The 20,004-nt window shown below is 41.0% G+C and carries 17 protein-coding genes and 1 pseudogene; 13 read left to right on the top strand and 5 right to left on the bottom strand.

The genetic code is table 11. From position 1 onward, the window contains the following. The first annotated feature begins 78 nt into the window (after window positions 1-78). Window positions 79-2,874: a bifunctional [glutamate--ammonia ligase]-adenylyl-L-tyrosine phosphorylase/[glutamate--ammonia-ligase] adenylyltransferase gene (gene glnE, locus P20439_RS13690; protein ID WP_008467730.1), complete on the top strand. Its 2,796-nt coding sequence runs from the start codon at window positions 79-81 to the stop codon at window positions 2,872-2,874. A 57-nt stretch (window positions 2,875-2,931) separates the two neighbouring features. On the opposite strand, the gene P20439_RS13695 is transcribed toward glnE, so the two are convergent. From P20439_RS13695 to tolC, 3 genes are all read right to left on the bottom strand, one after another. Beyond that, window positions 2,932-3,504: a toxin co-regulated pilus biosynthesis Q family protein gene (locus tag P20439_RS13695; protein WP_008467732.1), complete on the bottom strand. Its 573-nt coding sequence runs from the start codon at window positions 3,502-3,504 to the stop codon at window positions 2,932-2,934. A gap of 37 nt (window positions 3,505-3,541) precedes the next feature. Continuing rightward, window positions 3,542-4,465 (bottom strand): LpxL/LpxP family Kdo(2)-lipid IV(A) lauroyl/palmitoleoyl acyltransferase, encoded by a 924-nt coding sequence (gene lpxL, locus P20439_RS13700; RefSeq protein WP_008467734.1) that lies wholly within the window; start codon window positions 4,463-4,465, stop codon window positions 3,542-3,544. A 637-nt stretch (window positions 4,466-5,102) separates the two neighbouring features. Beyond that, the gene (tolC, locus tag P20439_RS13705; protein WP_008467735.1) at window positions 5,103-6,461 is read right to left on the bottom strand and encodes an outer membrane channel protein TolC; all 1,359 of its coding nucleotides are present in this window, start codon (window positions 6,459-6,461) and stop codon (window positions 5,103-5,105) included. A gap of 157 nt (window positions 6,462-6,618) precedes the next feature. Here tolC and P20439_RS13710 point away from each other — a divergent pair, with 157 nt between their 5' ends. The 9 genes and pseudogenes from P20439_RS13710 (at window position 6,619) to rraB (ending at window position 15,609) form a co-directional block, all read left to right on the top strand. Then, the gene (locus tag P20439_RS13710) at window positions 6,619-7,245 is read left to right on the top strand and encodes an NUDIX domain-containing protein (RefSeq protein ID WP_008467736.1); all 627 of its coding nucleotides are present in this window, start codon (window positions 6,619-6,621) and stop codon (window positions 7,243-7,245) included. A gap of 31 nt (window positions 7,246-7,276) precedes the next feature. Further along, on the top strand, window positions 7,277-7,735 hold the full coding sequence (locus tag P20439_RS13715) for a DUF1249 domain-containing protein (protein WP_008467737.1): 459 nt from the start codon (window positions 7,277-7,279) through the stop codon (window positions 7,733-7,735). Continuing rightward, on the top strand, window positions 7,722-8,507 hold the full coding sequence (locus P20439_RS13720; protein WP_008110590.1) for a metallophosphoesterase: 786 nt from the start codon (window positions 7,722-7,724) through the stop codon (window positions 8,505-8,507). The genes P20439_RS13715 and P20439_RS13720 overlap by 14 nt, the downstream gene beginning before the upstream one ends. Further along, entirely contained in the window at window positions 8,492-9,055 is a 564-nt protein-coding gene (locus tag P20439_RS13725) for a YqiA/YcfP family alpha/beta fold hydrolase (protein ID WP_008110593.1), read from the top strand. The genes P20439_RS13720 and P20439_RS13725 overlap by 16 nt, the downstream gene beginning before the upstream one ends. Window positions 9,056-9,075: 20 nt before the next feature. Continuing rightward, window positions 9,076-10,965, top strand: coding sequence for a DNA topoisomerase IV subunit B (gene parE, locus P20439_RS13730; RefSeq protein ID WP_008467739.1), 1,890 nt, complete (start codon window positions 9,076-9,078; stop codon window positions 10,963-10,965). Window positions 10,966-10,992: 27 nt separating this feature from the next. Next, a complete protein-coding gene (locus P20439_RS13735; RefSeq protein ID WP_008110596.1) occupies window positions 10,993-12,087 on the top strand; it encodes a sorbosone dehydrogenase family protein in 1,095 nt (364 codons plus the stop codon). Window positions 12,088-12,097: 10 nt separating this feature from the next. Then, on the top strand, window positions 12,098-14,395 hold the full coding sequence (gene parC, locus P20439_RS13740) for a DNA topoisomerase IV subunit A (RefSeq protein ID WP_008467742.1): 2,298 nt from the start codon (window positions 12,098-12,100) through the stop codon (window positions 14,393-14,395). Between the two features lie 166 nt (window positions 14,396-14,561). Beyond that, window positions 14,562-15,274, top strand: a pseudogene (locus P20439_RS13745) (1-acylglycerol-3-phosphate O-acyltransferase). Next, window positions 15,274-15,609 carry a ribonuclease E inhibitor RraB gene (rraB, locus tag P20439_RS13750; protein WP_008110603.1) on the top strand — a complete coding sequence of 112 codons (336 nt, stop codon included), beginning with the start codon at window positions 15,274-15,276 and terminating at the stop codon, window positions 15,607-15,609. The pseudogene P20439_RS13745 and the gene rraB overlap by 1 nt, the downstream one beginning before the upstream one ends. Window positions 15,610-15,677: 68 nt before the next feature. Here rraB and P20439_RS13755 read toward each other — a convergent pair whose 3' ends face one another. Further along, a complete protein-coding gene (locus tag P20439_RS13755) occupies window positions 15,678-16,649 on the bottom strand; it encodes a zinc transporter ZntB (RefSeq protein WP_008467746.1) in 972 nt (323 codons plus the stop codon). A 275-nt stretch (window positions 16,650-16,924) separates the two neighbouring features. Here P20439_RS13755 and P20439_RS13760 point away from each other — a divergent pair, with 275 nt between their 5' ends. The 3 genes from P20439_RS13760 to P20439_RS13770 all read left to right on the top strand — a co-directional run bounded on the left by P20439_RS13760 (window position 16,925) and on the right by P20439_RS13770 (window position 19,362). Beyond that, complete coding sequence (locus P20439_RS13760; protein WP_008467748.1) at window positions 16,925-17,347, top strand: ATP-dependent zinc protease; 423 nt, start codon at window positions 16,925-16,927, stop codon at window positions 17,345-17,347. 64 nt (window positions 17,348-17,411) lie between these two features. Beyond that, a complete protein-coding gene (gene rimK / locus P20439_RS13765) occupies window positions 17,412-18,317 on the top strand; it encodes a 30S ribosomal protein S6--L-glutamate ligase (RefSeq protein ID WP_008467750.1) in 906 nt (301 codons plus the stop codon). After that, on the top strand, window positions 18,304-19,362 hold the full coding sequence (locus P20439_RS13770; protein ID WP_008467751.1) for a succinylglutamate desuccinylase/aspartoacylase family protein: 1,059 nt from the start codon (window positions 18,304-18,306) through the stop codon (window positions 19,360-19,362). The genes rimK and P20439_RS13770 overlap by 14 nt, the downstream gene beginning before the upstream one ends. Window positions 19,363-19,422: 60 nt before the next feature. Here the strand turns inward: P20439_RS13770 and P20439_RS13775 are convergent, their stop codons facing one another. After that, on the bottom strand, window positions 19,423-19,995 hold the full coding sequence (locus P20439_RS13775; protein ID WP_008467753.1) for a mechanosensitive ion channel domain-containing protein: 573 nt from the start codon (window positions 19,993-19,995) through the stop codon (window positions 19,423-19,425). Between the last annotated feature and the right edge of the window lie 9 nt (window positions 19,996-20,004).

Genomic DNA, 20,004 nt, shown 5'->3' on the forward strand with positions numbered 1-20,004 from the left:
GGTGTTCCTAAATAGATTTACCTTGATAGGTTTTTAACCATTCTAGTATGGTTATTGGTGAGATAAAAGAGGGTATTGATGAGTAACGACACGCAGCTTCCTATTGAATTACAAAAACTGGGTGAAACGCGTTTTGCCGCGCTGTATCCCGAACAACAAATCCAGCAGCAAATCGTGCGTTTATTAGCGTTAAGTGATTTTGCTTGGCGCAGCTTAAGCTCTCAACCTTCGCTGTTATCTTGGTTGCTGTGCGACGTTGAAATTAACAATAGAGAAATTTCAGATCCCTTTGCAACGCTTAATATAAATGAAGTAGAAGAGCAGCAATGTCATCAATTACTGCGCCAATATCGCGAAAAATACTGGCTAAAAGTCGCATTTTTAGACTTATGTTGTGAAAACTCAATCGCGGATAGTATTGAATACATTAGTGAACTTGCCAATAAACTAATAGACAGTGCTAATCAATGGGCCTACAAAAATGTTGCTAAAACTAATGGTGAACCATTAGATGAAGACAAAAATTCTTTACCATTAATGGTACTAGGCATGGGGAAGTTAGGTGGGCAAGAACTCAATTACTCATCTGATATAGACCTTATTTTTGCATACCCCCGCAACGTTAAAACCCAAGGGGGACGTCGCTCGCTCGAAGCATCTGTTTTTTATACTAAAGTGGCTCAAAAGTTAATTACAGCCCTGAACCAATGCACCGTAGATGGCCAAGTATTTCGGGTTGATATGCGCCTGCGCCCATTTGGTGAAAGTGGCCCGTTGGTGATGAGCTTTAATGCCATTGAAGATTACTACCAAGAGCAAGGACGTGATTGGGAGCGCTACGCGATGTTAAAAGGGCGCTTAATTGGCACGCCTAACATTTATTGGCAGGAGTTTAATACCTTGCTGAGGCCTTTTGTATATCGCCGTTATATTGATTTTTCAGTGATTGAATCGCTTAGAAAAATGAAACTCATGATTGCCCAAGAAGTGCGTCGTAAGCGCTTAACTAATAATATTAAACTAGGCGGTGGCGGCATTCGCGAGGTTGAATTTATTGTCCAAGCATTGCAAATGGTCAGAGGCGGCAGAGAAGCTAACTTACAAACACAATCTTTATTAACTGCATTAGAGCAGCTAACAGTTAGCCAAGTGATTGATGAATATGAGGCCAGCGGGCTTAAAAATAACTACCTTTATTTACGTAGGGTAGAGCAATACTTGCAAATTTTTGATGATCAGCAAACACAAACTCTGCCTGATGATGAGCTAAATCAGCAACGGTTGAATGTGTTATTGAACCAAGGTGATTTTGGCTCAGCGATTGAGAAAATAGAGCAGGTAATGGCGCAAATTCATAATGAGTTTATTCAGGTAATTGGTGAAGAAACCGAACCACTTGATACCTGTGAAGGCGCGTTTATAAGCACTTGGGATCATGGCGATGTTAGCTTTTTAAATGATCCCAGAGATGAGTGGCAAACACCATTAAATGACTTTAAACAACGGCTATCTAAAGCCAAAGTGGGTAATCGTGGACGCGATATTCTTGATAAATTAATGCCTGCATTGCTCAAACAATTAAACGACTTTAATGCCAGTGCCAGTGCATTTACAACGGTATGCCAAATATTAAATAAAATTATTTCGCGCACCGCATATTTAGAGCTGTTGTATGAAAATCCTGGAACGTTAAAACAGTTAGTTTTACTCTGCTGCCATAGCAAGTGGATTGGTGAGCATATTTCATTGTACCCCATTTTGCTCGATGAACTTATTGACCCTGCAGTACTATATAAACCGACCCCATTAACAGCGTACAAAGATGAAATAAGACAGTATTTTTTACGTATTGAACATGACGATCTTGAACAACAAATGGAAGCATTACGTCAGTTTAAACAAACCCATCAGTTACGGATTGCCGCCGCAGATGCCACTGGTGTTATTGATGTGATGAAAGTAAGCGATCACTTAACTGCACTTGCAGAAGCAATAGTTGATCAGGCTGTTAATATTGCTTGGTATCATTGTGTTAAACGTTTTGGCATGCCACCTAATACTGACGATGAGCATAAAGGCTTTGCCGTTATTGCGTATGGAAAAACCGGTGGTTTTGAGGTGGGCTATGACTCTGATCTCGATTTAGTTTTTGTCCATAACCATGACGGTACCAGCTATACCAGCGGCGACAAGGCAATTGACTCAAGGCAGTTTTATTTAAAGTTAGCGCAGCGGTTAATGCATTTATTTAATACTCGTACTGCCTCAGGTATTTTATATGAATTAGACACTCGCCTTCGTCCAGAGGGCGCATCAGGGTTATTAGCGATTAACTTAGAGAGTTTTAATCATTATCAACAAACCCAAGCTTGGACGTGGGAACATCAAGCTTTAGTAAGGGCGAGGTTAATTTTAGGCCAAACTGAACTAGTGACGCGCTTTGCACAAATTCGCGCCGAGATATTGTGTCAAAAACGTGATGTTGAGCTGTTAAAAACCGACGTAATTAAAATGCGCGAAAAAATGCGTGGTCATTTAGCCAAAGGCAACGAGCAGCAGTTTGATTTAAAACAAGACGTGGGGGCGATGACCGATATTGAGTTTATGACTCAATATTTAGTATTAAAGCACGCTCATGAGTTTACCCATTTATGCGATAATTCTGACAATGTCAGAATTTTAACGGACGCGGCTAAAATTGGGTGCATTACAGATACACAAAAACAGCAACTTATTAAAGCCTATATAGATTATCGTTCACGCTATCATGTGTTGAGCCTAGATCAGCAAGGTCGCTGCGTAAAACGTGAAGAGTTTAGTGAAGATATTAAAAATGTAACGTCGATATGGCAGGCTATTTTTGAATTAAATTGAATTAAATTGAATAAATACGTAGGCGCTCGATTATTATTGAGCGCCTATGTATCCTAGTTAATTACTTAGCTTTAAACAGTTTGTACGTACAAATTCAGACGGTAGCTCGGTAATGACCGCTGCACGTTGTTTAGGGCAAAAAAACGCATACACTTCATTTGAAAAATCATCATTTATAGAGCGGCTAACGCGGTATAAAGCGGAGTTAAAACTGCTATCTATTCGAAAGTGATCTTTAACAACGTAATCTTTGTCTAAGTACCACATTAAAGTAATACCTTCGTTATTAGCATATTGGGTTAGTACGGTACGTAAGGTTGAGTCACGTTGGAAGCGACGCGGGCCTACTTCTCCACTCCAATTTAAAGGCATAGGCTCTACTACAAAAGAGCGTTGGTTCAGTGCTCTATCGAGACTAAGATCGGGTTTCTCAAGTTCAATTACAAACTTTTCGTTATCTTTATTAACGCTAATTTTATCGCGAATTGACGCATAAAAACGAGACAACCCTTCAGCTGCCGCGTTAGTGGTTTGTTGATAATTAAGTGACGACGTACCATTTAGTAAAAAGTAAATGGCTGCACCAATTAACAATAAGGCTAAAAGTATGTATCTAATCCAAAACCACATGGCTGTCACTCATCTTTGTTATTTTAATAACCCATCTTTAATAAAAAGACGGGGCGTCTTTATTGGGGCGCGTTTTAAAACGTCTATGTAGCCACATATACTGTTCAGGGGCAGCATTTATTGATTGTTCCATGCGCTGATTAACACGTGTTACATCGGCTTTATCATCACCGCTTGGAAAGTGCTCAAGCTCAGGCACGATTTCTAAATGATATTGGCCTTTCTCATCACGACGAGTAATTAGGCTCATTGTTTCGCAGTTTTTACTACCCGCAAACATCAGTGTGCCAGTGGTCGTTGCTGTGTCGGGAACTGCGTAAAAAGGCACAAATTCACAACGGTTACGGCCATAATCTTGATCAGGTAAGTAATAACAAACTTTTTTGTTCTTTAATGCTTTTAATAGACCTTTGACGTCTTTTTTACCAATTAAATATTCATTCGAGCGCAGGCGTCCGTTAGTGGTAAAGTATTCCATCAGCGGATTATTGTGTGGGCGATAAAAACCTATACCTTTACACCCAGTCCCCATTAAACGGCCAGCCATTTCAAGGTGAAGCACATGAGGAACGAGTAATAAAACGCCTTTTCCTGATTGTTGCACGCGTTCAAAATGCTCAAGCCCTTTTAGTGACCCGAGTACCTTTTCTACCCGCCACTGTGGCCACCACCAAGCCATGCCGGTTTCGACCATAGCAATACCGGTATTTTCCATATTCTTAAGTACTAGCTGTTGTTGCTCGGCTTCGCTCATTGTTGGAAAGCAGTGCTTAATATTAACCTCAGCAATGTGCCTTCTGCGTTTCATATACTTATAAACCAAGCGTCCGAGCTGCTTACCCATGGCTAATTGTAGTTTTTGTGGTAACCATGAAATAAGATATAAAAACAAAACACCAATCCAGGTTAGCCAATAACGAGGACCTAAAAAAGAGGCTTTAAAAGGGGATGAGTTAACCACAAAAATTTTTCTCTAAAAATAAAAGGCAAGGGTCTGTTGACCTTTGCGGATTAATATTTGTTCAAACTAGGGGCGGTTTAATCGCGGCGCGAGGTTTGTAACCTAGTGGACTAAGTAAAAACCGAGCAACAAAGAGTTAATTGCCCCTAGGCAGAACCCTTCGGGCAGCGCCTGTTTGGCATTGATGCTGCGTTATCGCCTATTTATGGGGAATAACCACATTATACCCAAATTGCCTCAATATGCAGAATTCAGCGTTTCACAGGGACTTAATATCAAGGCGTTCCCTTTGCAATAATGGTCGTCCCTTTTAAAAAGGAACAACAAAGGGAGTAAGTTTCTGTGAAACGCCCTGCGGGTTGGTTTAAAAGCTATTTATACTGCGTTATTGATTTTAACAAGGGAATAACCATTATTTTCAATCAATGCCTTGTCAAAATAGCTTTTAATTCCAACTGAAACTCGCAGATTAAGGCAACTTGGGTATAGATAAGCTCTGTCTTGCCTAAATACCAAACAGACTGCTGCAAATTTAACCTTGAAAGGTCAACAGACCCTAGTTTAACGCTATGTGTTAAAAAATACAAAAAGCCAGCAAAAAGCTGGCTTTAGTGATTATTTATATGAAGTCGTTTGCTTAGTTAACGGTATTTAAACCTTGGTTTATACCCACTAAATCTTCACGGCTCAATGTTCCTGTTGCTTGTTTTAAGCGAAGCGTTGATACAACATAACGATAGCGTACATCGGCAAGGTTACGCTTTGCATTGTACAAGTTTTGCGTACTGATCAGTACATCAACGATTGTACGTGTACCTACTTCAAAACCCGCTTCAGTGGCTTTTAATGCACTTTCTGCTGAAATAACAGCTTGTTCAAGCGCTTTAAATGTCGCAATGTCAGATACCACTTGATTGTAAGAAGTAATGACAGAGCGAGTTACTGCACGATAATCGGTTTCAAAATCTTGGCTTGCAGCAACGTAAAATGCACGTGCTTGATCAGTTGCAGCAACTGTTGCACCCCCTGAATAAAGTGGGACGCTAAAGTTTAGTCCAATAGAGGTTGAATCTGAACGAGGCTGGTCGTCAAAACTAGCGCCATTTAACTCACTATCTGTTAATGAGTCGCCGTAGCTAGCATTTAACGTTAGTTTTGGGTAATGACCTGCTTTTGCGAGTTCAATTTGTTCTTTAGCTATATCAACCGTTATTTTTGATACTTGCAGATTTAAGTTTTTGTCTTTAGCTATTTTAACTAAATCAGTTGCAGGCGTACTTGGCTTAACAGTAGAAAATGTTTTAGTGTTTAACATATCTAGTTTTGCGTGGTACTTACCGGTGATCTCACGTAGCTGCTCACGGGCTGTTTCTACCGCATTATTAGCAATGATCTCTTGCGCTACTGAGTTATCAAATTGTGCTTGTGCTTCATGTACATCGGTAATAGCCGTTAAACCTACAGCGTAACGCTGTTTAGTTTGTTCAAGTTGGCGCTCAATAGCACGTTTTTCAGCTTGTACAAATTCAAGGTTATCAATAGCGCTTAATACGTTAAAATAGCCTTCAGCCACACGTACTATTAAATCTTGTTTAGCAAAATCGTACTGGCCACTAGCTTGCAGTGCTTGTTTGTCAGCAATGCCGAGTGAATTCCACGCGCCCAAATCAAATAGCGTTTGGCTTAAGCTAATACCACGTCTGAATTGGTCCGTTTCACTTTCGACTTTAACTTGGTTTGATAAATCGCCTATGCTTTGAAAAGAGGTCGAGTCACTTTTTTCATAACTCATGCTTAAACCAATTTGCGGTAATAGTGCGCTCATAGCGCGATCGCTTTGGTATGATTGTGCATCAGCTTGGGCTTTTGCTTTTAAAACGGTAGGATCGTTGGCTGTTGCGATTTCAAAAACTTGAAGTAAATCTTCTGCATTGGCTACGGTTGAGCCCAATGCGCATGATAAACTAACCAGTGCAGCAAGGATGTTCTTTTTCATGTGATGTTCGGTCCTTAGACAATTTTTGTACTAGTAGCATGTTAACCTGTTTTAACTAATAACTAAAAAAAAATTAGTAAAACAGCGTTCTCAAGTGTAACAGAATATATACCTAAATGACGTTGATGTATTTGCACCCTCAAAAAGGAAAGAATAGATGGCGAATAAAAGTCGTATTAAATTTACCCATGACGATGTGAGATTAAAACCAATTGAAAATTTGTATGATGGTTTTTTTAAAATAAACCTTTATCAATTTAAGCATGCCTTATTTGCGGGTGGAGAGTCTGAGGTAATTCGTCGAGAAATTCTTGAACGCGGAGATGCGGTCGCAGTTTTACCTTATGACCCAGTAACTGAGCAAGTGCTGCTAATTGAACAAATTCGAATTGGCGCAATTAAAAGCAAACACACGCCTTGGCTGTTAGAATGTATAGCGGGCATGACCGATGGCAGTGAAGATTACGAGTCGGTTGTTAAAAAAGAAGCGTTTGAAGAAGCCGGACTTAATTTAACAGAACTTGAGTTTATGTTGTCTTACCTTTCAAGCCCCGGCGGTACTACAGAGCGTTTATATTTATATTTAGCTCACGCCGATTTAAGCCAAATGACTACTGGTATATACGGCTTAGACACCGAAGGTGAAGATATTAAAACCCATATTATGCACGTAGACGAAGCACTACAGCGACTTAATAGTGGTGAAATAGATAATGCGGCTACGGTAATTTGCTTGCAATGGTTAGCACTAAATCGCGACAGAATACGTAAGAAGTGGGCATAGTTTTTAATTTTTTAATAGTAATGGCGGTATTTTGACAGCACTTTTAACCACTAATCGATACATTCAAAGCCTTCCAAAGTATTTAACACTTTGTGAGCATAATTACGTACGCCTTTTAAAATTACTACCTCGTGAACGAGCGATTGGCAGTGTTAGAGAAATCAAACTGGGCCACAGTGAATTTGCCATCAACATAGATGACAATGCCAAGTACACCCTTGATGTATCTATTAAACAGTTATCAGGAATGGTACGTGGTATTTCGCCTTTGTATTTAACAGTGCGCTTATATAATGATGCTAAAGTAGCCGAAATTGTCCATCATGATTACCACCAACGAATCAAACCTTCCTATGGCTACCCTAATCCTAAGATGCATCAAAAAGATGAAAAGTATCAGTTGAATGCTTTTTTATATGATTGGTTGGTTGCCTGTGTAGAGCGAGGTCAATCAACACTTAATTGGGATGTAAATAATGGCTTGGTTTGATGATACGTATTATTTTGAGCAAGCCCAGCTTCGTATAGCCCATATAACGGATTGTCACCTTTTTAGCGATAAGCAGGGCGAGTATTTTGGGGTTAACACCGCAGAACATTTTACTAGGGCACTTACAGATATAGCAAAACAGCAGCCTGATGCCTTGATATTTGGTGGCGATTTAACCCAAGATCACAGCTTTAATTCCTATTTATTATTTGCTGAACTGATTCATAATAGTGACCTTGATTGCCCCGTATTTTGGGTTCCCGGCAATCATGATGAAATTGATCAGCTCAATTTAATTAGTGGCGGGCAAATACAACGCGCTAAACATATTGTGGCCCAAGGGTTTGAGCTTTTATTACTTAATTCTAAAGGAAATACCCCTGCTGGGTGGGTGACGCCCTCGCATTTAGAGGAAATTATGGCGTGTTTAGTCGATTCAGATAATCGTCATATTGTATTTTGCCATCATAACCCATTGCCTATTAATGGCTACCTAGATAAACACATACTAGAAAATGGGCCGCAGCTATTAAATTTATTAGTTAATAATGGCTGCGTTGATGCGCTGTTTCATGGGCATGTTCACAATGACTACCAACAGCAATTTAGAGAGCTTGATATTTACGCGACACCGGCCAGTTCCGTGCAGTTTACAAAGCACAGTGCTACTTGGCAGCAAGAAGATAAAGGGGCGGCTTATCGTATGCTGCACTTAAATGCTGAGCAACAAAAGGTGCATATACGCACGGACGTGGTATGGTTAAACGAGTAATTTATATTCACGGTTTTAATAGCTCTGAAAAATCATATAAAGCTGTGCGCTTTGGTGAGCTTATGGCACACTATGATGTTGATTATTGTGTGCCACGCTTAAATCATGAACCTATAGAGGCGATTATAGCGCTTGAACAACTATTAACACCGAATACCGTATTATTGGGCAGCTCGTTAGGTGGTTTTTTTGCCACGTATTTATCGCAGCGTTATCAAATTCCTGCGGTGGTAATTAATCCTGCCGTTGCCCCATATACATTATTAGAGCCTATACTTGGGCCTAATTATAATCCGTATCAAGATTATAATTACCAATTACAATCTCGTCATATAGATGCGTTAAAAGCATTAACGGTGACAGAGTTAAAACACCCTGAACTGTTGTATTTATTACAGCAAACAGGGGATGAAGTGTTAAATTTTCAGCACGCAATAAAGTATTACTCACAATGTAAACAGTTAATTGAATTTGGCGGCGATCATAGCTTTAATGGCTTTGAGCGAGCTTTTTCAAGCATTGTCGATTTTCTTAAAATCAGATATTAGCGTATATAAAGATAAAAACTATGACTCAACAAAATTATAACGCCGAAGCTATTGAAGTACTTAATGGATTAGAGCCGGTAAAACGCCGCCCAGGCATGTATACAGACACATCGCGCCCCAATCATTTAGGCCAAGAGGTTATTGATAACAGTGTTGATGAAGCAATGGCCGGGCATGCGACGCGTATTGATGTCATTTTGCATGAAGATAACTCACTTGAAGTGAGCGATGATGGTCGGGGGATGCCGATAGATATTCACCCTGAAGAAGGTATTCCTGGGGTTGAACTAATATTCACCAAATTACACGCAGGTGGTAAATTTTCAAATAAAAATTACCAGTTCTCTGGTGGTTTGCATGGGGTAGGTATCTCGGTCGTTAATGCGCTATCTACCCGCGTGGAAGTAACGGTTCGCCGTGACGCACAGCAATTTAGAATGGCTTTTGAGCATGGCGATAAAGTTGAAGATTTAAATATTATTGGCTCAGTGGGTAAACGCAATACCGGTACTACCGTGCGCTTTTGGCCAGATACCAGCTATTTTGATTCTGCTAACTTTTCACTGACTAAGCTTAATCATTTATTAAAAGCCAAAGCGGTACTATGCCCAGGTTTGCGTATTAAGTTTGTAAATAAACAAACGAAAGAAACCCAAGAGTGGTTTTATGAAACCGGCTTAAAAGATTACTTAGTAGAAGCAGTTAAAGGCTATGAGATACTGCCTAAAGACCCATTTGTAGGTGAGTTTTCAAGCTCTATTGAAGGCGCTGATTGGGCGGTAGTATGGATGCCAGAAGGTGGTGAGTCGATAGCCGAAAGTTATGTAAACTTAATTCCTACCGCGCAAGGGGGCACCCATGTAAATGGTCTGCGCCAAGGACTTTTAGAGGCGATGCGTGAATTTTGTGAGTTTAGAAATTTATTACCACGTGGCGTAAAGCTTACACCAGATGATATTTGGGAGCGTTGTAGCTATGTGTTGTCGGTTAAAATGCAAGACCCACAATTTGCAGGGCAAACCAAAGAAAAACTCTCATCACGTTCATGTGCTGCGTTTGTATCGGGTGTCGTAAAAGATGCCTTTAGCTTATGGCTAAATGAGCACACTGACACCGCAGAGTTACTTTCTGAATTATGTATTTCAAATGCACAGCGTCGCTTACGCGCGGCTAAAAAAGTAGTTCGTAAACGTGTTACTTCAGGCCCTGCATTACCAGGCAAACTGACCGATTGTAGTGCTGCTGATAATGACCGCACAGAATTGTTTTTAGTAGAGGGTGATTCAGCGGGTGGCTCAGCTAAACAAGCGCGAGATCGTGAGTTCCAAGCAATCATGCCACTAAGAGGTAAAATTTTAAATACTTGGGAAGTAGAATCAGGGCAAATTTTGGCCTCTCAAGAGGTGCATGATATTTCAGTGGCATTGGGTATTGACCCCGATTCAAGTGATTTATCAGGGCTGCGTTACAATAAAATATGTATATTAGCGGATGCTGACTCGGATGGACTGCACATTGCCACTTTATTGTGTGCCTTATTTGTGCGCCACTTCCCACAATTGGTAAAAACTGGGCATGTGTATGTTGCTATGCCACCGCTGTTTAGAATTGATATTGGTAAAGATGTTTATTACGCGCTTGATGAAGATGAAAAAACGGGCATTTTAGCGCGTATAGAAGCAGAGAAAAAACGCGGTAAGGTAAACGTGCAACGCTTTAAAGGCTTGGGTGAAATGAACCCGCTACAATTGCGTGAAACAACCATGGACCCTAATACTCGTCGTTTAGTGCAGCTAACACTTGATGAAGAAGAACAAACAATGGAAATGATGGATATGTTACTTGCTAAAAAGCGATCATCAGATCGCCGCCAATGGCTTGAAGATCACGGTAACAAAGCACAAGTTTGATAAGCCTTTGGGCTACAGGAGAGGCAAATGAAAAGACTATTTAGCACACTGTTGTTACTCTGCTTTATGTCATCGCCAGTGATGGCGAAAAATATACTCGACAAGCTGACCGCTGCACCGGGTTTTGAAATCAGCTTATTTGCTGATGATGTTGAAAATGCACGGCAAATTGCAGTATCAAGCAGAGGTATAGTGTATGCAGGGTCGCGTAATGCGGGTAATGTGTATGCATTGATTGATCATAACAGCGATGGTGTGGCAGATAAAAAAATAGTGATTGCAGAGGGACTGAATATGCCCTCGGGTTTAGCAATTAAAGGCGGTGACTTATATGTTGGTGAAGTGCACCGTATTATTCGTTTTAAAAATATCGATAAGCACCTCAAAAACCCTGAGTATGAAGTGTTTTATAGCGATTTACCGTCAGAGCGCCACCATGGCTGGAAGTTTTTACGCTTTGCGCCAAACGGCGAGCTGATTATTCCGGTGGGTGTTCCCTGTAATATTTGCGAAGAAGATCCTCGGTTTGGTCGTATTTTTTCGTTAAACACCGACACCAAAGAAATAACCACTTTAGCCAAAGGTGTGCGCAATACTGTAGGCTTTGACTTTCACCCTAGCACGCAAATGCTATGGTTTAGCGATAATGGCCGCGACATGATGGGGGATGATATTCCACCCGATGAGCTAAACCGCATCACTAAAGAAGAAGAACATTTTGGTTTTCCATACGTGCATGGTGGCGTTATTGTTGATCCGGAGTTTGGTGAAGGCAAAAAGATTGCTGACTACACTCAACCTGCATTGGCATTAGGTGCGCATGTTGCGCCATTAGGTATTCATTTTTATACCGGCAAGCAGTTCCCTGATAGCTATAAACAACAGTTATTTGTAGCTGAGCATGGTTCATGGAACCGCTCTAAAAAGGTTGGTTATAAAGTGGCTGTGGCAACCATAGAAAATGCCAAGGTAACAAAGTATACGCCACTGATCACCGGCTTTATGCAAGACGAAACGACATTTGGACGCCCTGTTGCATTTGCACAATTAAATGATGGCAGTCTATTGGTAAGCGATGATTACGCAAACGTAATTTACCGCGTAAGCTATAAGAAAAACTAGGTAAGCTTTAATGAGTGATACAGATACCTTGCTAATGCAAGGAATTGAACAGCAAACAATGGGGCGTTTTACCGAAGACGCCTATTTAAATTATTCAATGTACGTGATCATGGATCGTGCCTTACCGCACGTTGGTGACGGCCTAAAACCCGTTCAGCGTCGTATTATTTATGCGATGAGTGAACTGGGGTTATCGGCAAGTGCTAAATACAAAAAATCAGCCCGTACCGTGGGTGATGTATTAGGTAAATACCATCCTCACGGTGATAGTGCCTGTTATGAAGCCATGGTACTTATGGCGCAGCCGTTTTCTTATCGCTACCCCTTGGTTGATGGTCAAGGTAACTGGGGTGCTGCAGATGATCCGAAGTCGTTTGCGGCAATGCGTTATACCGAAGCGCGTTTATCTAAATTCTCTGAAGTATTACTTAAAGAGTTAGGCCAAGGGACTGTTGATTGGACGCCAAACTTCGACGGCACCATGGATGAACCATTAGTATTGCCATCGCGCTTACCGCATATATTACTTAATGGTGTCACCGGTATTGCGGTAGGTATGGCAACCGATATACCACCCCATAATGTGCGTGAAGTAGCCAGTGCCTGTTGTTTATTACTTGATAAACCAAAAACAGAACTCGAAGAGTTATTGGATTTAGTGCATGCGCCAGATTACCCAACTGATGCTGAAATAATTACGCCTAAAGCTGATATTCACAAAATTTATAAAACTGGCCGTGGCTCAATTAAAATGCGCGCTGTGTATTGTGAAGAGCAGGGCGATATAGTTATTACTGCGCTACCGCATCAATGTTCGGGTGCAAAAGTACTTGAGCAAATTGCAGCGCAAATGAACGCTAAAAAGCTGCCGATGGTGGCTGATTTACGTGACGAGTCTGATCACGAAAACCCGACCCGTATTGTGATTGTGCCGCGTTCAAACCGAATTAAAGCTGAGCCATTAATGGCGCACTTATTTGCCACCACCGATCTTGAAAAAAATTACCGCGTAAACTTAAACATGCTCGGCTTAGATGGCCGTCCACAAGTTAAAGATTTACGCAGTATTTTAACCGAGTGGTTAACCTTTAGACGCGAAACGGTACGTCGTCGCTTGCAATATCGACTTGATAAAGTGCTGGCACGATTACATATTTTAGAAGGTTTACTGGCTGCCTTTTTAAATATTGATGAAGTTATAGAAATCATCCGCTCTGAAGATAAGCCCAAACCTTTATTAATGGAGCGCTTTGATTTAACCGATATTCAAGCAGAAGCCATTTTAGAATTAAAACTTCGTCATTTAGCAAAACTTGAAGAGTTTAAAATTCGTGGTGAGCAAGATGAATTGGCGAAAGAGCGTGACAAATTAGAGCAAACACTGGGCTCAGACCGTCGCATGTCGACCTTATTGAAAAAAGAAATTCAAGAAGCCGCAGAAATGTATGGTGATGATCGCCGTTCGCCAGTGATTGAGCGTGTAGAAGCTAAAGCACTAAGCGAAAAAGATTTAATACCATCAGAGTCAGTCACCGTGGTGTTATCAGACAAAGGCTGGGCACGGGTTGGTAAAGGTCATGACCTTGATGTAGAAGGATTAAGTTATCGCGCTGGTGACGGCTATAGGGCATCTGCTCGAGGTAAAAGTAATCAACCTGCGGTATTTTTAGATTCAGCAGGGCGTGCATTTGCCACTGATGCTCATAGCCTACCTTCAGCGCGAAGCCAAGGCGAGCCAATGACAGGGCGCTTTAACTTAACCTCGGGAGCAAGCTTTGAGCACGTAGTTATGGGTGAAGACGCTCAAGTGTTGTTAATGGCCTCCGACGCTGGTTATGGCTTTATTACAGACTTTAAAGATTTAGTGAGTAAAAACAAAAACGGTAAAGCGTTGGTGAGTGTACCAAAAGGTGGGGTATTACTTTCGCCAATTCGCGTTAACGAAGTGGCTACTGACTACTGTATGGCGATTTCCAATGAAGGACGGATGTTGTTATTCCCACTGCGTGACTTACCTAAGCTTGGTAAAGGTAAAGGCAATAAAATTATTTCTATTCCGGGTGCGAAAGTGCAAGCCCGCGAAGAGTTTGTAAAAGTATTAGCCGTTGTACCGCAAGGCAGTAGTGTAACGCTGCATGCAGGTAAGCGTAAATTGACGCTTAAGCCGAGTGACCTTGAACATTATCATGGTGAGCGAGGCCGAAGAGGCAATAAGTTACCTCGTGGCTTGCAGCGCGTTGATGAAGCCGTTGTAGAGTTAACACCTCAGCAAGTAGATGAGCCAAGCTCAGACGCAGAGCAAAGTTAATACACTCGAAAAATTAGACTAAACTAGACAACGGCTTACTCAGGTAAGCCGTTTTTTTATGACTGTTTTATTTCAGCGCACGCTTGTGCGCTATTTTCTCGTCTGCGCAATAAAATAACGTTATAATAAAGCAATACATAATTGTGGTTATATTGGAGAGGCGCACTTGCTAGCTGTTATACGTATTTTAATAATGCTGTTGTTTATATTATTAAGTTGTTTTTTGGTTTGTTATTATCAATATTTAGACCATTTCACCCTAATAATGTGCATGTTATTGCAAGTTGGTTTGGCTCAATGGCTAAAATGCTTGGGGTTAAATTAGAACTAAAATATCATCCCGATGCGCTTAAGGTGGGGCCCGCTGTGTATGTAGCGAATCATCAAAATAGCTATGATTTATTTACTGTTCCAGCTATGGTGCCAAAAAACTGTGTGAGTGTTGGCAAAAAAAGTCTGAAGTGGATCCCATTTTTTGGTCAGCTGTATTGGTTGTCGGGTAATATTTTAATCGACAGGGCGAATCGTTCAAAAGCGGCAGGCACTATTTCTAAAGCAGCGGCTAAAATACGACAAAAAGGCTTATCGGTGTGGATGTTCCCTGAGGGGACGCGCAGTTATGGTCGAGGTTTACTTCCCTTTAAAACTGGTGCGTTTCATACGGCAATGAGTGCAGAGGTGCCTATTGTGCCAGTATGTATGAACACAACCGATAAAACCATTAAACTAAATCGTTGGGATAATGGTACAATTTACATCGAAATGTTAGCCCCCATAGCACTTGATAAAAGTATCAGTGCCCGTGAACATGCTAAAAATGTGCACAGCATTATGGCTGCTAAAATAACAGAATTAGATGCTCAAGTGAGAGAGAAATAATGGAAAACTGGCGTGAAATAAGCGAAGACATCGTAACTTCATTACTTGAAGATGGGTCCGATCCGGAAATTCTTTATGAAGTAGAACACCACTTTGTATGTGAAGACTTTACTAAGTTAGAACAAGCTGCACTTGCTGCGTTTAAACTAGGTTACGATGTAGAAGAGCCAGCAGAACTTGAGCTTGAAGACGGCGAAAAAATTTGGAGCTTTGACATTGTTGTTGAAGCCGAATTAGATGTTGACGTTATAATGGAAGACGTTGATAAGCTTGCGCAGCTTGCGGTTGAATGCGATGTAGAATACGACGGTTGGGGCACTTACTTTCAAGAGTAAGGGTGTCCAATGCAAAAGGCGAACAATAATGTTCGCCTTTTTTGTGTCTTGTTGGAGCTATGCTGCAATTACAGCCACTTTTTATTTTTAAAGTAAATACTAATGCTACCAGTCAAAACAACCAAAAAAACGACAAATGCAGTGAATGCATAGGGGCTGTCTGTCCCTGGTATACCGCCGACGTTGACACCTAATAATCCAGTTAAAAACCCCAGCGGTAAAAATAAAGCTGCCACTACCGACATCACATACATACGCTGATTTAATTGCTCAGACACTTGGTTAGTAATGGTTTGTTGAATAACTTGCGCGCGCTCTATTGAGCTATCGAGCTCTTCTAAATAGCGAATAAGTAAGTTGGTGGTTTCATTTAGCTTGGCTTTATTTTCGTCAAAAAGCCATGGGTAATGATGATTAACCATGTTGCTTAACGCTTCTTTTTGTGGTTTTAAGTACCGTTTTAGCGCGATTGTTTGACGGCGAAGTTGCGACAAGCCTTGGTTATCAAACTTTTTACTGGGTTCATCAATTTCTTCTTCAAACTCATCTAAGCTTTCATCTAGTTCATCTATTACCGTTTGCATACGTGAAGTGAGTTTCTGCGCTAATGTACACACCAGTTCAGAAATACTGCTTGGCCCCTCATTATTATTTAATGAGGTTAGAATATCTTGCACTGATAATAATCGGCGCTTGCGGGTAGTGATCACCACATCTTTATTAATAAATAAGCGAATAGACACCATGTCTTCAGGGCTTTGTGCTGGATTTAAATTAATTCCACGTAAAAACAGCATATGGCCATTCGTTGTAGGAGTAATACGAGGGCGTGTTTCATCTGCGGTCAGTGATTCAAGTTCGTAGTCGTTTAACAGCCCGCAATTTTTTAACCAGTCAACGGCTTCTTTTTGACTGTAGTCCATATGCACCCACAGCTTTCCATCAGTGGGTTGCCATTGGCGTAATTGTTTACTGTTTTCTATCGGGCGAGCACCGCCTTGTTCATCAAGAATAAGCGCATGAAGTAAGCCGTTAATCATAATAATTTCTCATAAATGGTATATTTTTAATACAGTTGACTGTAATGTATTTAATTAAGTAAATAAAATTTAGCTTTACTTTGCGTATGTTAAATTGAGTTAAGCAACAAAAAATTGTTTTTTAGCCTATGGTTAAGTGCATCCGCTAAGGGTGCATTGTTAAACGAGTTAACTTAAAAGGTCAATCAAATCGGCTTATCGAGTAGATGAATTTATTTTGTTGGTATTTTGTTGGCTGTAGCGTATAAAACACTTTTTTTACTAAGGGCACATTTATGACGACAAAAATAACAGTTGGTTGGCGTGAGTGGTTAAGTTTACCCGAGCTAGGCATCGAGCAAATTAAAGCAAAAATAGACACTGGTGCGCGTACTTCCTGTATTCATGCAATTAATATTGAAGAGTACGAAGTAGATGGCGAAAAATGGGTTAAATTTACAGCCCAACCATTGCAAGAAGACGAGCAAACGCAAATTACCTGCAATGCTAAAGTTAAAAAGATGAAGTACGTCACCAGTTCTAGTGGCCAGAGAGAATTACGTTATTTTATTGAGACCACATTACATGCAGGCGAATATAGCTGGCCAATAGAAATAACATTAACAAGTCGTGCGTCAATGAAGTTTAGAATGTTGTTAGGGCGCACAGCAATGGAAAATCGTATAGTCGTTGATCCGGCTTTATCACATTTATTATAAGAATTCGTTGAGCAGCGTTAAGTGTTAACGTCATGCTTAACATCATTTAGTTAAGGCTTTAATGATGAAAATTGGTATTTTATCTCGTAACAAAAAATTATATTCAACGCGTCGTCTAATCGAAGCTGCTGAGGCGCGCGGACATGAAGTGAAAGTAATTGATGCGTTACGCTCTTACATGAACATAAACTCAGAACAACCTGAAATTCATTATCGTGGTGAAAACCTAAAAGATTTCGATGCTATCGTGCCACGTATTGGTGCATCGGTTACATTTTATGGTTGTGCTGTATTACGCCAATTTGAAATGATGGGGGTGTTCCCTGTTAATGAATCTGTGGCTATTTCTCGCTCTCGCGATAAATTACGTTCTTTGCAGTTACTATCACGTAAAGGTGTGGGTATGCCGGTTACAGGCTTTGCCAGCAAGCCAGATGACGTAAAAGATTTATTAGAAATGGTAGGCGGCGCACCGGTTGTTATTAAGCTACTTGAAGGCACGCAAGGTATTGGTGTGGTATTGGCCGAAACACGTAAAGCAGCTGAAAGTGTTATTGAGGCATTCATGGGTTTAAAAGCCAATATCATGGTGCAAGAGTACATTAAAGAAGCAGGCGGTGCAGACATTCGTTGTTTTGTATTGGGTGATAAAGTAATTGCTGCGATGAAACGCCAAGCGCAAGAAGGCGAGTTCCGCTCTAATCTTCACCGTGGTGGTAGTGCTACACTGGTGCGTATTACTCCAGAAGAGCGTAAAACAGCAGTTGCAGCGGCAAAAGCAATGGGCTTAAACGTTGCTGGCGTTGACCTACTTCGCTCATCTCGTGGTCCTTTGGTTATGGAAGTAAACTCATCGCCAGGCCTTGAGGGAATTGAAGTGGCAACAGGTAAAGATATAGCGGGTATGGTGATTGATTTCATCGAAAAAACGGCCTCAGTGAAAGGAACAGCAACACGTGGCAAAGGTTAAAATTAACCGTCCTTTTACCTTATTAGGTGAAAGTATTGGCGTAGGTGAGCGAAAAACACTGGCGCTGGAAGCTGCAAAGCTTTATACCCATTCTCCGCTTAATATCCCTATTGAAGTGGTCAATGGTGTAATGGAAGGTCCTGTCTTGATGGTTTGCGCCGCAATACATGGTGATGAGCTAAATGGTGTTGAAGTGGTGCGCCAATTACTGGCTAAAATCGACCCTAGCCAGCTACGTGGAACCCTTATCGCAGTGCCGATTGTGAATGTGTTTGGTTTTATTCATAAGTCGCGTTACTTGCCTGATCGCCGCGATATGAACCGAAGTTTTCCTGGGTCTGAGCGTGGCTCGTTAGCGGGTCGCATGGCGTATATGTTTTTTAACCAAGTCGCTGTGCACTGTACGCATATTATAGATTTGCATACGGGTGCGATTCACCGTACTAACTTACCGCAAATACGCGCTAATTTAGCCGATGAAGCAACAGCGCAAATGGCTAAAGCCTTTGGCACACCAGCAGTAATTAACGCGTCGTTGCGCAATGGTTCACTGCGAAGCGAAGCGGCCAATTTGGGTATACCCGTTATTACCTACGAAGCAGGTGAAGCGTTGCGCTTTGACCCGATTGCGATTGCAGCGGGTGTACAAGGGGTTGATTATGTTATGCGACATTTAAAAATGATACGCGGTAAACGCCCTAAAAAACTGCCTGATCCTGTGATTGCAAGTTCAACTAGTTGGGTGCGTGCTGAAGTAGACGGCATAGTGAGAGCGCAAGTATCGTTAGGTGAGCGAGTAATGAAAGGCCAAGTGCTTGCTTATATTAGCAGTCCGCTTGGCGATTCAGAACTTGAACTCCTTGCTCCTCGAAGCGGTATTATTATTGGCCAGCAAACTATGCCACTGGTAAATGAAGGCGATGCCGTATTCCATATTGCTTACTTTGCCCACTCAAATAGTTTGGTAGAGCAACAGCTTGAAAGTTTTATTGGTGAAATAAGCGATTTAGACGATGAGCTGAAAACAGCTGAGCTAAATAACTAACTTATTAACAGCTACTAAAAAGCCGTTTTAGTTAATAAAACGGCTTTTTTTATGCAAAATTTATGATTTTTTAGGGCCAATAATGCGTTTGATTTTAGGTGCTTTTGTTGGTTTTGGCTCTGTATTGAGTACTAACACGGGGCGGGTAACAAATAAGTTATTAGGGTAAATCACTCTGTGACCATCAACGTGTTCGAGTAAGACATTCATCAGCCCCATTTCAATAATACGCCCTTCAATGGCGTTAGCTCCATCCACAATTCTCACCCAATAACCTACACGGCAGTCATTTTGAATAAACATCAGTAAAAAAGCAGTTAAGTTGCTCAATAATGACCAAGCCGCAAACAGCGCAACACCTAACATGGCAAATAAGGAAGAGCCTAATACTAGTAAACCACGCAGCTCTATTCCCCAAAAAACTAACACTAAACACAACATAACAAAGGCGAGTATTATTTTTAATAGTAACTCTGCTCGGTATTTTCGGTGTAAATCGATTTTACCTCTAATGGCTTTTTCGAGTAACTTTTTAGTGAGCTTTAACAATAACGGAAAGCTCAACAGCGCAATCACGGTTACGATTAGCTTATATTGTGTGCCCACAAGCTCTAAAAGAGAGATTAATTCCAAAACGTATTC

The organism is Pseudoalteromonas sp. BSi20439 (assembly GCF_000241165.1).
Classification (GTDB): Bacteria; Pseudomonadota; Gammaproteobacteria; order Enterobacterales; family Alteromonadaceae; genus Pseudoalteromonas.

Coding starts and splice junctions, on each gene's coding strand:
- P20439_RS13720 (WP_008110590.1), top strand. CDS start 7,722: ATGGCTTGGTTTGATGATACGTATTATTTTGAGCAAGCCCAGCTTCGT.
- rraB (WP_008110603.1), top strand. CDS start 15,274: ATGGAAAACTGGCGTGAAATAAGCGAAGACATCGTAACTTCATTACTT.
- glnE (WP_008467730.1), top strand. CDS start 79: ATGAGTAACGACACGCAGCTTCCTATTGAATTACAAAAACTGGGTGAA.
- P20439_RS13725 (WP_008110593.1), top strand. CDS start 8,492: ATGGTTAAACGAGTAATTTATATTCACGGTTTTAATAGCTCTGAAAAA.
- P20439_RS13710 (WP_008467736.1), top strand. CDS start 6,619: ATGGCGAATAAAAGTCGTATTAAATTTACCCATGACGATGTGAGATTA.
- P20439_RS13735 (WP_008110596.1), top strand. CDS start 10,993: ATGAAAAGACTATTTAGCACACTGTTGTTACTCTGCTTTATGTCATCG.
- parE (WP_008467739.1), top strand. CDS start 9,076: ATGACTCAACAAAATTATAACGCCGAAGCTATTGAAGTACTTAATGGA.
- parC (WP_008467742.1), top strand. CDS start 12,098: ATGAGTGATACAGATACCTTGCTAATGCAAGGAATTGAACAGCAAACA.
- tolC (WP_008467735.1), bottom strand. CDS start 6,461: ATGAAAAAGAACATCCTTGCTGCACTGGTTAGTTTATCATGCGCATTG.
- rimK (WP_008467750.1), top strand. CDS start 17,412: ATGAAAATTGGTATTTTATCTCGTAACAAAAAATTATATTCAACGCGT.
- P20439_RS13755 (WP_008467746.1), bottom strand. CDS start 16,649: ATGATTAACGGCTTACTTCATGCGCTTATTCTTGATGAACAAGGCGGT.
- P20439_RS13760 (WP_008467748.1), top strand. CDS start 16,925: ATGACGACAAAAATAACAGTTGGTTGGCGTGAGTGGTTAAGTTTACCC.
- P20439_RS13695 (WP_008467732.1), bottom strand. CDS start 3,504: ATGTGGTTTTGGATTAGATACATACTTTTAGCCTTATTGTTAATTGGT.